Origin of the sequence: Spirillospora albida (assembly GCF_000718255.1) — a bacterium.
Lineage (GTDB): Bacteria > Actinomycetota > Actinomycetes > Streptosporangiales > Streptosporangiaceae > Spirillospora > Spirillospora albida.
Map to the genome: position 1 here is coordinate 27,059 of NZ_JOFJ01000008.1, position 12,593 is coordinate 39,651.

Below are 12,593 nucleotides of genomic sequence, written 5' to 3' on the forward strand. Positions count from 1 at the left end.
GACACCATGACGCTGAAGTTCCACTGGTTCCTGCCGACAACCGGCGACGGCCGGTCGCTGGTCGGCGGCGGGCACAGCGTGCCCAAGGGCGTCGGCCTGCCCGTCGAGGGGACCGGCACCGCCGACCGGTTCCGCGCCCCGGACATCGACTACCTCGCGCAGATCGCCCGGTCCGCCGAGCAGCTCGGCTTCGAGGCCGTGCTGACCCCGACCGGCACCTGGTGCGAGGACGCCTGGCTCGTCACCGCCGCGCTGCTGCGCGAGACGAGCCGGCTGAAGTTCCTCGTCGCGTTCCGTCCGGGCGCGATCAGCCCGACCCTGGCCGCCCAGATGGCCGCCACCTACCAGCGCGTCTCACGTGGACGGCTGCTGCTCAACGTGGTGACCGGTGGCGAGCCGGCCGAGCAGGCGCGGTTCGGGGACCACCTCGCGCACGCCGAGCGGTACGCCCGCACCGACGAGTTCCTGTCGATCGTGCGGGGCGCCTGGAGCGGCGAGCCGTACGACTTCGAGGGCAAGCACTACCAGGTGGACGGCGCGCTCGTCTCCACGCCGCCCGACCCGCTGCCCGAGCTGTACTTTGGCGGCTCGTCCGAGGCCGCCGGACCGGTCGCGGCCCGGCACGTCGACGTCTACCTCACCTGGGGCGAGCCCCCCGAGCAGGTCGCGGAGAAGATCGCCTGGATCCGGCGGCTCGCCGAGGAGCAGGGCCGGACGCTGCGGTTCGGCATCCGGCTGCACACCATCAGCCGCGACACCTCCGCCGACGCCTGGGCGGAGGCCGACCGGCTGCTGGCCCGCATCGACCCGTCGGCCGTCCGCCAGGCCCAGGAGGCCCTCGCCGCCAGCGAGTCGGTGGGGCAGCGCCGGATGCGCGAGCTGCACGCCGGATTCCGCTCCGGCGGGAACGCCGCCGACCTGGAGGTCTACCCGAACCTGTGGGCGGGCGTCGGCCTGGTGCGCGGCGGCGCGGGCACCGCGCTGGTCGGCAGCCACGCGCAGGTCGCCGACCGCATCGAGGAGTACGCGGAACTCGGCATCGAGGAGTTCGTCCTCTCCGGCTACCCGCACCTGGAAGAGGCCTACTGGTTCGGCGAGGGCGTCCTGCCCGAGCTGCGGCGCCGGGGCACCGCCCCGTCCCTCGCGGCATGACGGGCGCGCCCGAGCTGGTGGCGGTCGTCGGCAATCCCCGGCCGCACTCCCGCACGCACCGGGCGGCGGACCGGGTACGGGACGAGATCGCGCGGCGGCTCGGCCCGTTCACGGGGGAGGGGACCGTCGACCTGGCCCCGCTGGCGGGATCACTGCTCGCGCCCCGGCCGGGTCCGGGCGTTCTGGCGGCGCGCGAGGCGGTTGCGGGGGCGTCCGTGCTGGTCGTCGCCAGTCCCACCTACAAGGCGACCTACACGGGGCTGCTCAAGGTGTTCCTGGACGGACTGCCGTCCGGAGCGCTCGCGAACACCGTCGCGGTACCGGTGCTCGTGATGGGGGACGCCCGGCACGCGCTCGCGGTGGACGTCCACCTGCGGCCGCTCCTGATCGAGCTGGGCGCGACGGTGGCCCCCGGCCTCGCTCTGGTCGAGGCCGATCTCCCGCGCCTGGACCACATCGTCACCGCATGGGCCGACCGGGCGGCGCCGCTCCTGTGGCGCGTCACCGCGCCGCCCGAACGAGAGAGGAGCGCGACCCCATGACCCTGAGCGCCACGACCCTCACGACCGGCGGTGTGGACGCCGCCACCTTCCGGCGCGCGCTCGCGGTGCACGCGGCGGGCGTCGTCGTGATCACCGCGTGGGCCGAGGGCGTGCCGGTCGGCCTCACCGCCACGTCGTTCACGTCGGTGAGCCTGGACCCGCCGCTGGTCTCGTTCTGCGTCGACCGGTCGTCCACGACCTGGCCGCGGCTGCGCGCGGCGGACCGGTTCGCGGTGAACGTGCTGGCCGGCCATCAGGACGAGGTGGCGTCGCTGTTCGCCCGCCGCGGAGCCGACCGGTTCGGCCCGCGGACCGCGTGGCGCACGGGACCGGACGGGCCGCCGCTGCTGGACGACGTGGCGGCGCACCTGATCGCGGACCGGTACCGGACGGTCGACCTCGGCGACCACGTCCTCGTCCTCGGCCTGGTAGTGGCCGCGGTCCCCGGCTCGGGCGGCCCGCTGCTCTACCACCACGGCCGCTTCGGCCGTTTCGTCCCCCATCCGCCGGCCGCGCCGCGCCACTGACCGCGCGCCGCTCTTCGGGTGGTCAGGGTGTCCGGGATGCCCGCCCTGGTTCGTATGGAGTATCCGGCCTGGTGACGGGGACGATGGTCAGCTGGTCTTCCAGGCCGTGGAAGTCCTGGGGGTTGGTGGTGTAGAGAGGCAGCCCCTCGGCGATGGCGATGGAGGCGATCATCAGGTCGGCGATCCGGCGCCGGGGCTTGCGGCCCGCCGAGATCACCGCCGCGCAAACCCGCCCGTAGATCCGGGCGGCCTCGACATCGAACGGGATCGGATCGAACTCGTTCTCCGCCCGCTGCAGCACATCCAGGCGCCGTGCCCGTTCGAGGTGCTCGTCGTAGGCGGCCTGTTCCTCGTTGCGCCGGACCTCGTGCGGGCCGGCCGACAGTTCGGCGAGCGTGATCGTGCTGATGGCCATCTCGTCCGGCAGTTCGGCGGGGTCGATCCAGCTGCGCAGGATCATGATGTTGGTGTCGAGCAGCCCCTGCACGAGGTGTTGTTCAGCGCTCATATGGGTCGCTCAGGTCCTGGTCGGCGACCGCGTCCTGGTCGGCCCGGAACGCCTCCAGGGCGATGGCGGGCGCGTTGGCGGACATGGCCGCGAACTCCGCACGCGGGACGAACCGGCGGCGTCGCCGCAACGGGACGAGCTCCCCGATCTTGTGGCCGTCCCGGGTCACGGTGAACGCCTGACCGCGCTCGACCGCATCCATGATCTCCTTGGACCGGCTGCGCAGGTCGCGTTGGGTGACCTCAGGTTGGGCGCTCATGCCAACCAGCATAGACCGGTAGTGCCATGCCGTGCTACACGGTGCCACGTACTCGTGCAGGAATGGCATCACCCGCGAGTCGCAGGGTCGTGCCCCCGGGTTAGGGCGGGCGGACGGCTGCGACACGCCAACAAACTATTCCTATTGACTTAGTTGGAAACTCTGGCGATGATCTGACCATGCCCACCGCCGCCACCCGGCCTCGCCTGCGCGTCGACCGGCGCCGCCTGCACGTCGACCTGCGCCGGCAGGCCAGCGCGCTCTGTCGCCGGCCCCGTCCCGTCCAGACGTCCGGCATGAGCAAGGAGCGGCACATGAGCCTCGGCAGCACCACCATCACGACCGACCCCGCCGTCCCCCGGCACGGCACCCTCACCGACACCGCGCGGCTGCTCGCCGCGAACTCCCGCGACTGGCTGGCGCGGGTGCGCCTCAGCGCCGAGGGCCGCTGGTACGAACGGCTGCACCGCGACGAGGACCGGGAGATCTGGCTGATCAGCTGGCTTCCCGGCCAGGGCACCGGCCTGCACGACCACGGCGGCTCCCGGGGCGCCTTCGCCGTCGCCCTCGGCGAGCTCGAGGAGCGCGACCTGGACGCCACCCGCACGCTCGTCACCGGCGAGTCCCGCTCGTTCGGCGCCGACTACATCCACGAGGTGCGCAACGCGTCCGCCGCGCCGGCGATCAGCGTCCACGTCTACTCGCCGCCGCTCGCCGCGATGAACCGCTACGACCTGACCCCGTCCGGCCTCGTGAAGGTCGACGCGGAGGAGGCAGGTCAGTGGTGATGACGCGCCCCACGGGCGCCCGCACCATCGACGACATCCTCGCCGAGGCCCGGCGGCGGCTCGTCCGGCTCGTCCCGTGGGCGGCGGCCGCCGAACTCGACGCGGGCGACGCGGTGCTCGTCGACATCAGGCCCGCCGCCCAGCGCCGCGCCGAGGGCGAGGTCCCGGACGCGCTCATCGTCGAGCGCAACGTGCTGGAGTGGCGGTTCGACCCGGCGTCCGAGTACCGGCTGCCGGTCGCCGGACGCTACGACCTGCGCGTCATCGTCCTGTGCTCGGAGGGATACACCTCCAGCCTCGCCGCCGCCGCGCTGCACGACCTCGGCCTGACCAGGTCCACCGACGTGATCGGCGGCTTCCGCGCCTGGCGCGCGGCGGGCCTCCCGACGCGCGGGGTACCGGACGAGACGGCCCGCTGACCCGACGTTCAAAGCCGAACCGAGAGGAAGCCCGGGATGAGCGAAGCGCACATGGACCGGCGGCGGCTGATGCGGTCGGTCGCCGTGGCCGGCGGCGCGGCCGCCACCGCCCACCTGATCGCCCGGACGCCCGCCGAGGCGAGGGCGCGCGTCGCCGCCGCCGGCCCGATCCTCAAGCCGCTGCCGCCCGAGTGGTTCATCGACCACGGCACCAACGCCGAGATGCGGTGGGAGGCGATGCGCGGCCAGGGGACGTACGTGCCCAACGACCGGTTCTTCGTCCGCAACCACACCCGGACACCCGTCATCGACGCCCGTACCTGGCGGCTCGAACTGTTCGGGACGGGCCTGCGCGGCACCCCCACCGCCGAGAACCCTTTGCGGTTCACCTACGGGGAACTCCTCGCTCTTCCCTCGGTCTCGGTCGGCGCGATCGTCGAGTGCGCGGGCAACGGGCGCTCCTTCTTCGGCACGCAGCAGGGCACCCCGGCGTCCGGCACGCCGTGGAGGCTCGGCGGCGCGGGCCTCGCCCGCTGGCGCGGTGTGCGGCTGTCGACCGTCCTCCGCCGGGCGGGCCTGCTCGGCTCGGCGGTGGACGTCCAGCCCGAGGGCCTGGACCCCGACTTCGTGTCGGGCGGCGTCAACCTGGGCCGCGTCCGGCGCCCGCTCCCGATCGCCAAGGCGCTGGACGACGTGCTGCTCGCCTACGAGATGAACGGCGAGCCGCTCCCGCCCGACCACGGCTTCCCCGTCCGCGTCATCGTGCCCGGCTGGGTCGGCATCTCCTCGATCAAATGGGTGGGCCGCATCGAGGTCTCGTCCGAGCCGCTGCACTCCCCGTGGAACACGCGGTTCTACCGCCTCTTCGGCCCCGCCTACCCGCCGGAGGGCAGCGACCCGATCAGCGAGCAGGTCACCAAGAGCGCCTTCGAACTCCCCTGGAACGCGACCCTCCCCGTGGGCCGCACCACCCGCCTCACCGGCCGCTCCTGGTCGCCTCACCACCCGATCCGCCGGGTGGAGGTCAGCGTGGACGGCGGCGCCACCTGGCGCGGGGCGCACCTCTCCGGCCCCGACCGGGGCTGGCGCCGCTGGTCGTTCCCCTGGCGGCCCGAGAACACCGGCCCGGCGACCCTCGTGGCCAGGGCCGTGGACGCCACGGGCGCCGTCCAGCCCGCCCGCACCACCCCCAACACCTTCGGCTACCTGTTCGGCGCCGCCGTCCACCATCCCGTCCTGGTCGCCTAGCGAATATGCATCATCCGGGTAAACCGGCACTGATCGCGGGGCGTCTTCTGGGAAACGTGGATCATGGGAGTGCGCATGAGGACCAGACCCATCGCCATCGCCGCCGCGGCCGTCACCGCCCTCGGGACGGTCACCGCCGTCGCGGCGGCCAACGCGCGGCCGGACACCGTCCTGGCCGGCGCGGTCGCCGCCAAGACCGCCGCGCCGGGCGACTTCGACGGGGACGGCAAGCGCGACATCGCGTCCGCGAGCCCCAACGGCATCGTCTCCGGGCAGGACGAGGCCGGGTTCGTCACGGTCGTGTACGGCACGTCCGGCAACCCGGCCAAGCCCCGGCGGCAGGTCATCACCCAGGCGAGCCCCGGTGTCCCGGGGAACCCGAGCGCCCAGCGCTACTTCGGCCGGGCGATCGCGTCGGCGGACTTCGACCGGGACGGCCGCGCCGACCTCGCCGTCAGCGACCACGGCACGTCCATCACGATCGTCTACGGCGGCGCCGCCGGCCTGACCTCCCGCACGGTGACCTTCCCCTCCCCGAGGAACCTCGACGGTCTGGCGGCCGGCGACTTCAACGGCAACGGCGCGCCCGACCTCGCCGTGGTGTCGGAGGACGCCGTCCACCTGTACCGGGACCTCGGCGCCAAGGCGGTCACGCCGACCCGCCACGCCCTGCCGCCGTCCACCGCCGAGTTCCGGGAGATCACCACCGTCGCGGCCGACTTCAACGGCGACCGCCGCAAGGACCTGGTCGTGCTGACGACCGAGGTGACAGACGGCGAGCCGATGGGCTCGTGGGCCCAGCTGTGGCACGGCACCACCGCCGGGTTCGGCACGGGCAAGGTGTTCGCGAAGGGCGCCCTGGGCGGCGCGGCCGCCGCCGGGGACCTCAACGGCGACGGCAAGGCCGACCTCGTCCTCGAGCGCTACCTGAACGACGACCCGGTCAAGGGCTCCATCGCGATCCGGCTCGGCACCGCGACCGGCTTCGGCGCCGCCCGCAACATCACGCAGGACACGTCCGGGGTCCCCGGCGCCGCCGCCAAGGGCGACCGCTTCGGCGCCGCCCTCGCGATCGGCGACCTGAACCGCGACGGCAAGGCCGACCTCGCGGTGGGCGCCCCCGGCCAGACCGTCGGCAAGGCCGTCGAAGCGGGCCGCGTCACCGTCCTGCGCGGCGCCAAGGGCGGCATCACCACCACGGCCGCCCAGCTGTTCACCCAGGCCACCGCGGGCATCCCCGGCGCCGCCGAGAAGTACGACAACTTCGGCGCCGAACTCGCCTTCAACGACTTCACCGGCGACGGCAGGACCGACCTCGTCATCGGCACCCCGAACGAGAACGGCCGCGAGGGCCGCGTCTACGTCCTGCGCGCCACCGCCACCGGCGTGACGGTCAAGAACCTCACCGAACTGGCCCCGGCCACCCTCGGCATAGCCGGCCGCAACGCCCAGCTCGGCGAGCACCTGCTCCCCTGACCGCCCGCGAACCCTTCGACCGCGCAGGCCCCGACCCGGGGCCTGCGCGGTCCTGCTGAGAACCGGACGGAACGGCAAGCGGTCGTGATCTTCGTCCGCGGCGATGAATTCCCGTGCGGGCCCTGGTCTCCCTGTGCGCATCCGCCCATAGCGAGGGAGCCGTCATGTCCACAGACCATACGTACGACGTCGTCGCCGTCCGCGAGTTCACCGCGCCCGTCGAGGAGGTGTGGCGGGCCTGGAGCGACCCCGGCCACGTCCGGCAGTGGTGGGGGCCGACGGGGTTCACCTGCGTCCGCGCCGACATGGACTTCCGGGTCGGCGGCACGTCGTCGGTCGGCATGCGCGCGCCCGCCGAGTTCGGCGGCCAGGAGATGTACAACACCTGGACGTACCGCAGGATCGAGCGGCCGGAGCTGATCGAGTTCGACCTGCGGTTCACCGACGGCGACGGAGCCCAGGTCGACTCGCCGCCCGGCGTGCCGTCCGCCGTCCGGCACGTCATCTCCCTGGCCGCCGTCGACGCGGGCCGGACGTCGATGACGATCACCGAGTACGGCTACGCGGACGAGCAGGCCCGCGACCTGTCCAAGACGGGCCTCGACCAGTGCCTGGACAAGATGGCGGAGCTGCTGAACGGCACCGGCGGCTGATCTCGAGTACCTCAGAGGAGGCGGGCGACCGGCACCCGACTCCAGGAGGCAGGCCGCTCGCGACTCGTACAGGCGGCTCCTCTCGGCATGCTCACGCCGCGGGGTTGGCGGGCAGTTTCAGCTGGTGGCCGCCGAAGTCGGCAAGGAGTTCCAGGGTGCCGCCGAGGGCGACGACATAGGTGGCGATCGCCTCGACGGTCGCGACCTCGCCACGTTCGATCTGCGAGACCCGTCCAGGTGTGACGCCCATGAGCTCGGCGAGCCCGGCCTGGGTGAAGCCGAGCCGCTTGCGTTCCTCGGCCAGAGCGTGCCCCCACTGCTCTGCCATGATCGCCCCACGTCGCCGGGCGGCCTCCTCCTCGCCCACCCTTCGCCGGTAGGCGTCACGGTCCCATTTGGTGAAGGACTTCATTCCGCTTCCTCTTCCGCTCGTTCTTTCAGGTACTTCTCGTACAACTCCTCAGCCCTGAGGATCGCCCGGTCGTACCACCGGTTCCACTCTCCGGTCTTGTCTCCGGCTACCAGCAGGATCGCTGATCTCCACGGGTCGAAGACGAACAGGATCCGGATGTTGGTCCTTCGGGGGCGTAGTTCCTTCATGTTGGCGATGTCCGAGCTGGCGAGGGTGTCCACGAGAGGGCGGCCCAGTGTGGGTCCCCGTTCAGACAGGACGTCGACGGCCGCTTCGATCTGATCTACGGCGGCGGGGTCGGTTCGGCGGAGGTCGTCCACCCACTCGGATACCTCGTCCGTCTGAAAGATGTCCCAATCGCTCACCGGGTGACTATAGCAAATCCTATAGAGAATCCGTGAGCACTTCGCCATCTGGGCTGCGCTGAGCTCGGTATGGGAAAGGAACGGAGACGGTCAGCCCTTTCGGCGGGTGTTGAGGCGGGCGGCCTGGCGGGTGAGGTGGTCGCGTTCGGCGATGTTGGGGGCCTTGTGAGCGGCCTCGGCGTAGAGGCGGGCCGCCGTCGCGAGGTCGCCGTCGCGTTCGTGGAGGTAGGCGGCGACGGCGGTGTGGCGGGGGAGCGAGTCGTCCAGGGGCGCGAGCGCGGCCAGGCCGGCGCGCGGGCCGTCGGCCTCGCCCACCGCCACCGCGCGGTTGAGGCGGACGACCGGGTTGTCGGTCAGCCGCACCAGTTCGTCGTACCACTCGACGATCTGGACCCAGTCGGTCTCCTCGGCGGCGGGCGCGTCGGCGTGGAGCGCCGCGATGGCGGCCTGGGCCTGGTACTCGCCCAGCCGGTCGCGGGCGAGGGCGGTCTGCAGGATTTCGACGCCCTCGGCGATCAACGTGGTGTCCCACCGGCCGCGGTCCTGCTCGGCGAGCGGGATCAGGCCGCCGTCGGCCGAGGTGCGCGCGGCGCGCCGGGCGTGGTGGAGCAGCATGAGGGCGAGCAGCCCCGCCACCTCGGGGTGGTCGATCGCCGCGGCGAGCCGGCGGGTGAGCCGGATCGCCTCGGCGGCCACGTCGATGTCGCCGGAGTAGCCCTCGTTGAAGACCAGGTAGAGGACGCGCAGGACGGTGGCGACGTCGCCGGGCCGGTCGAACCGCACGCCGGAGACGGTGCGTTTGGCGCGGCTGATGCGCTGCGCCATGGTCGCCTCGGGCACCAGGTACGCCTGGGCGATCTGGCGGGTGGTGAGGCCGCCGACGGCGCGCAGGGTGAGCGCGACCGCCGACGACGGCGTCAGCGACTGGTGGGCGCACAGGAAGTAGAGCTGGAGTGTGTCGTCCACCTCGGACGCGGGTCCGGGTGCGGGTTCCTCGTCCGCGCGGTCTTCGCGGTGGCGGCGGGCGGTGTCCGCGCGGGTGGCGTCGAGGAACCGGCGCCAGGCGACGGTGATCAGCCAGGCTTTCGGGTCGCGCGGCGGGTCGTCGGGCCAGACGCGGAGGGCCTCGACCAGTGCGTCCTGGACGGCGTCCTCGGCCGCCGCGAAGTCGGCTCCGCGGCGGACGAGGATCGCCAGGACGTCCGGGGTGAGGCTGCGCAGCAGGACCCCGTCCATGGAAGTGGTCACTCGGTGATGGTGGGCGGCTCGGTCAGGAACGGGCGCAGCTCGAGCCACTCGTGGATGGGCTTGCCGCCCGCGCCCGGGGCGGCCGACAGCTCTCCGGCGAGTTCGAGGGCGCGGTCGTAGGTGTCGACGTCGATCATCATCCAGCCGGCGATGAGGTCCTTGGTCTCGGCGAACGGGCCGTCGGTGACGGGCGGGCGGCCCTCGCCGTCGTACCGGACGAACGTCCCCTCGGGCGCGAGCGCCTGACCGTCGACGAACTCGCCGGTCTCCCGCAGCCGGTCGGCGAAGTCGTTCATGTACTGGATGTGGGCCGAGATCTCCTCGGGCGTCCACTTGTCCATCGGCACGTCGTTCACCGCGGCCGGTGCGCCACGGTAGTGCTTGAGCAGCAGGTACTTGGCCATCGTGGTTCTCCTCGATGCTGTGCGACCCCATTGTCGGTCGCGCTCACACCAGGGACGAAGCCCGCCACGGATTCTCGACACCGCCGCCCCAACTATTTTTCAAGCAGTTGTGGACGACTCCGGGAGAGAGCGCTGATCGGGAAGGTCACGCGTCTTCCGGGAGTGGTTCGCCGGTCTCCAGCATGGTCTTCAGGCTCGCCACGACGTTCGGCCAGCCGTGGCTGACCATTTCGGCCAGCGCCGAGCCGGGCTCGAAGCCGTCGTGGACGACGGTGAGCTTGACGACCTGCTGGGCGGCCTCCTCGATCGTGAAGGTGACCTTGGAGCGGGCCTCGCCGGACAGCCTTGCGAGCGTCTCATCGTCCCAGCCGAAGCGCTTGGCGAGCTCGGGCGTGATGGCGTGCCAGGTGTAGGAGAGGAGGGTGTAGGGGTCGGCCTTCAGCACGACCTGCTCCGGGTCGCTGATCAGGACGCCGTGGTTGTCCCAGGTCATCGGCGAGCCGGCGGTCCAGTCCGTGATGAACTCCGTGGCCCAGTAGCGGCGGGTGAACTCCGGTTCGGTGAGCGCCTGCCAGAGCTTCTGCGGGGTGGTGCGGATGTAGGTGGTGTAGACGAAGGTCGGCGCGTCCATGGGGGTCTCCTCCAGGGCGAGTTTCAGGTCGGCTAGGGCTTGGACCCTGGCCCGGTCGTAGCGGCTGATCCACCGGTGGGCGATCTCGTGGACGGGCGCGGCGTTGAGGAAGTGCAGCTTCTCCCGGCCGCGCCGGACGGTGGTGATGAGCCCGGCGTCCTCCAGCACCGCCAGGTGCTTGCTGACCGACTGCCTGGCCATGTCGAGACCGGCGCACAGCTCCCGCAGCGTCTGCCCGTTGCGGGCGTTGAGCGAGTCGAGCAGCGCACGCCGGCTCGGGTCGGCCAGCGCCTTGAACACCTCGTCCATGTCCGCCTTTGTACCGGTTTCGTTGGCCGCAACATGCAGCCTTCTGGTTGCATAATTTAGGCAGCCAGAAGGCTGCATGTCAAGACTGCTGGGAGGATGGGGGGATGGAACGTGTGCTTGGTATCGGCGGGTACTTCCTGCGGGCCTCCGACCCGGCGGCGCTGGGGGCGTGGTACCGCGACTGCCTGGGGTTGGCCGCCGATGAGAACGGTGTGTGGCACCCGGACGCCGGGGTGACGGTGTTCGCGGCGTTCGATTCCGGGACGGAGTACTTCGGCCGCCGTGACCAGCAGACGATGCTCAACTTCCGGGTCCGCGACCTGGACGCGATGCTCGCGCAGTTGCGCGCCAAGGGCGCGGACGTCGCCGAGGAGACCCAGGACATGGAGGGCGTCGGCCGGTTCGGCTGGGTCACGGACCCCGAAGGCAACCGCGTCGAACTGTGGCAGCCGAGCTGACGCTCCACTCATGAAGCCGGTGACGCCCTGAGGCAGGCTCCTCCCCCGATCGGTGAGGAGGGTGATCTCTCAGGCGTGCTGAATGACGCGTTGGAGCTATGGGTGGAGTTCGTCGCGTTTCACAGCGTCGACAAGCGCCGCGAAGGCGTCCAGGGGGAGGGCGAGGTGGCCGGTGTGGGGTGCCTTGCTGTCACGGATGCCGATCGCGTCGGCGAAGCGTGCCAGTTCGATGCACTCACCAGTGCCGCCCGCTCCGCTATGGCTGCTCTTCTTCCACGCCACCATCATGTGCGCATCCCCGCTATCCATTCGCGTGACTGATCCTCACTCAATGCGCGTGCTGCGATCTGCTCGAAGCGTACAGCCACCGAGGCCGCTTCAGCCTGATCATCGATGACTCTGCCCACGTCCAGGTTCGTTCCTGCGAAAGCGGCTCGTAGCCCGTTCCGCAGTTCGAAGCACGTGAAGGAACCGTCGATGCCGATGTGGGGGGCTGCCTCCGCGGAGACGATGCGGATCGAGACCGGGATCTGCTGCGCGAATTCGAGCAGTAGGTCCCGCTGTTCCGCCATGACCGCAGGGCTGCCCATAGAGCGCAATGCGACCACGTCGAGCACCGCCCATATCCGCGGGTCGCCGGCGAGCATCTCCGCCTGGTGCTTCATTCTCCTCTCGACTGCGCCGTCCAAGTCCGTGACAAGCCCTGCATTGAACCCGGCCTGCAGCAGCGTTCGAGCGTACCCCTCGCTCTGGAAGGGCAGCGGAATGATGTTGTTGCTGAAGAGTCGCAGGGTGTTCGCCTGCACCTGGTACTTGCGAAGACTCTCTCGCCAGTTCGGGTCGATACCCATTTTGGCGAATTCGAGCAGTGTCGAGAAGATGCCGCCGGTGTCCCACAGTTCGTCGAGGGTACGGCACTGAGCCTTGTCGAGTTGGCGCAGGCCGACCTCGTACTTGGAAACCTGGCCCTTCGTGCAGCCGATGATCTGGCCGATCTCGGTCTGGGTCATCTTGTGCTTCAGCCGCTGGAAGCGGAGCTGGTGGGCGATGAGAGCGTAGAGCGAGCTCGTCGGTTCGGGGGAGGGCCGTACCATGATCGATTCTCCTGGCGGTGAGATCGAGTCGCCAATGTTGTCGGCAACGGCGACACGATAACTCCGCGGCATCACTCTTGTCTCGGGAGCCGACGAAACA

General features: G+C 71.2%; 18 protein-coding genes. 9 read left to right on the top strand and 9 right to left on the bottom strand.

Annotated features, from left to right (window positions below):
• The first annotated feature begins 6 nt into the window (after positions 1–6).
• Genes IE99_RS0112780 through IE99_RS0112790 form a run of 3 tightly spaced genes read left to right on the top strand, consistent with a single transcriptional unit; the run spans position 7 to position 2,221 of the window.
• On the top strand, positions 7–1,152 hold the full coding sequence (locus IE99_RS0112780) for an LLM class flavin-dependent oxidoreductase (protein ID WP_030168803.1): 1,146 nt from the start codon (positions 7–9) through the stop codon (positions 1,150–1,152).
• Complete coding sequence (locus IE99_RS0112785) at positions 1,149–1,694, top strand: NADPH-dependent FMN reductase (protein ID WP_030168806.1); 546 nt, start codon at positions 1,149–1,151, stop codon at positions 1,692–1,694. The genes IE99_RS0112780 and IE99_RS0112785 overlap by 4 nt, the downstream gene beginning before the upstream one ends.
• Entirely contained in the window at positions 1,691–2,221 is a 531-nt protein-coding gene (locus tag IE99_RS0112790; protein ID WP_030168809.1) for a flavin reductase family protein, read from the top strand. The genes IE99_RS0112785 and IE99_RS0112790 overlap by 4 nt, the downstream gene beginning before the upstream one ends.
• Before the next feature lie 22 nt (positions 2,222–2,243).
• Here IE99_RS0112790 and IE99_RS0112795 read toward each other — a convergent pair whose 3' ends face one another.
• Both IE99_RS0112795 and IE99_RS0112800 read right to left on the bottom strand, forming a co-directional pair.
• Positions 2,244–2,729: a type II toxin-antitoxin system VapC family toxin gene (locus tag IE99_RS0112795; RefSeq protein ID WP_030168812.1), complete on the bottom strand. Its 486-nt coding sequence runs from the start codon at positions 2,727–2,729 to the stop codon at positions 2,244–2,246.
• Positions 2,719–2,988: a type II toxin-antitoxin system prevent-host-death family antitoxin gene (locus IE99_RS0112800; protein WP_030168815.1), complete on the bottom strand. Its 270-nt coding sequence runs from the start codon at positions 2,986–2,988 to the stop codon at positions 2,719–2,721. The genes IE99_RS0112795 and IE99_RS0112800 overlap by 11 nt, the downstream gene beginning before the upstream one ends.
• A gap of 179 nt (positions 2,989–3,167) precedes the next feature.
• Between IE99_RS0112800 and IE99_RS0112805 the strand changes: the two genes are divergently transcribed.
• From IE99_RS0112805 to IE99_RS0112825, 5 genes are all read left to right on the top strand, one after another.
• Entirely contained in the window at positions 3,168–3,776 is a 609-nt protein-coding gene (locus tag IE99_RS0112805) for a cysteine dioxygenase (RefSeq protein WP_245623181.1), read from the top strand.
• Positions 3,776–4,195: a rhodanese-like domain-containing protein gene (locus IE99_RS0112810; protein WP_030168820.1), complete on the top strand. Its 420-nt coding sequence runs from the start codon at positions 3,776–3,778 to the stop codon at positions 4,193–4,195. The genes IE99_RS0112805 and IE99_RS0112810 overlap by 1 nt, the downstream gene beginning before the upstream one ends.
• 36 nt (positions 4,196–4,231) lie before the next feature.
• Positions 4,232–5,443, top strand: coding sequence for a sulfite oxidase (locus IE99_RS0112815; RefSeq protein WP_030168824.1), 1,212 nt, complete (start codon positions 4,232–4,234; stop codon positions 5,441–5,443).
• 75 nt (positions 5,444–5,518) lie between these two features.
• Positions 5,519–6,919: an FG-GAP and VCBS repeat-containing protein gene (locus IE99_RS0112820; RefSeq protein WP_169744417.1), complete on the top strand. Its 1,401-nt coding sequence runs from the start codon at positions 5,519–5,521 to the stop codon at positions 6,917–6,919.
• Between the two features lie 164 nt (positions 6,920–7,083).
• Positions 7,084–7,572, top strand: coding sequence for an SRPBCC family protein (locus IE99_RS0112825; protein ID WP_030168829.1), 489 nt, complete (start codon positions 7,084–7,086; stop codon positions 7,570–7,572).
• 91 nt (positions 7,573–7,663) lie between these two features.
• On the opposite strand, the gene IE99_RS0112830 is transcribed toward IE99_RS0112825, so the two are convergent.
• From IE99_RS0112830 to IE99_RS0112850, 5 genes are all read right to left on the bottom strand, one after another.
• Complete coding sequence (locus tag IE99_RS0112830; RefSeq protein WP_030168832.1) at positions 7,664–7,984, bottom strand: helix-turn-helix transcriptional regulator; 321 nt, start codon at positions 7,982–7,984, stop codon at positions 7,664–7,666.
• Positions 7,981–8,349: a type II toxin-antitoxin system RelE/ParE family toxin gene (locus tag IE99_RS0112835; protein ID WP_030168835.1), complete on the bottom strand. Its 369-nt coding sequence runs from the start codon at positions 8,347–8,349 to the stop codon at positions 7,981–7,983. Before IE99_RS0112835 ends, IE99_RS0112830 begins: the two co-directional genes overlap by 4 nt.
• Before the next feature lie 90 nt (positions 8,350–8,439).
• A complete protein-coding gene (locus tag IE99_RS0112840; RefSeq protein WP_030168838.1) occupies positions 8,440–9,585 on the bottom strand; it encodes an RNA polymerase sigma factor in 1,146 nt (381 codons plus the stop codon).
• Between the two features lie 8 nt (positions 9,586–9,593).
• On the bottom strand, positions 9,594–10,001 hold the full coding sequence (locus IE99_RS0112845) for a YciI family protein (RefSeq protein ID WP_030168841.1): 408 nt from the start codon (positions 9,999–10,001) through the stop codon (positions 9,594–9,596).
• 145 nt (positions 10,002–10,146) lie between these two features.
• Positions 10,147–10,941, bottom strand: coding sequence for an ArsR/SmtB family transcription factor (locus IE99_RS0112850; RefSeq protein WP_030168843.1), 795 nt, complete (start codon positions 10,939–10,941; stop codon positions 10,147–10,149).
• A gap of 104 nt (positions 10,942–11,045) precedes the next feature.
• Here IE99_RS0112850 and IE99_RS0112855 point away from each other — a divergent pair, with 104 nt between their 5' ends.
• The gene (locus IE99_RS0112855; protein WP_030168846.1) at positions 11,046–11,399 is read left to right on the top strand and encodes a VOC family protein; all 354 of its coding nucleotides are present in this window, start codon (positions 11,046–11,048) and stop codon (positions 11,397–11,399) included.
• Positions 11,400–11,495: 96 nt separating this feature from the next.
• On the opposite strand, the gene IE99_RS0112860 is transcribed toward IE99_RS0112855, so the two are convergent.
• Complete coding sequence (locus IE99_RS0112860; protein ID WP_030168847.1) at positions 11,496–11,687, bottom strand: DUF397 domain-containing protein; 192 nt, start codon at positions 11,685–11,687, stop codon at positions 11,496–11,498.
• Positions 11,684–12,565 (bottom strand): Scr1 family TA system antitoxin-like transcriptional regulator, encoded by an 882-nt coding sequence (locus IE99_RS0112865; RefSeq protein WP_157610249.1) that lies wholly within the window; start codon positions 12,563–12,565, stop codon positions 11,684–11,686. Before IE99_RS0112865 ends, IE99_RS0112860 begins: the two co-directional genes overlap by 4 nt.
• Positions 12,566–12,593: the final 28 nt, after the last annotated feature.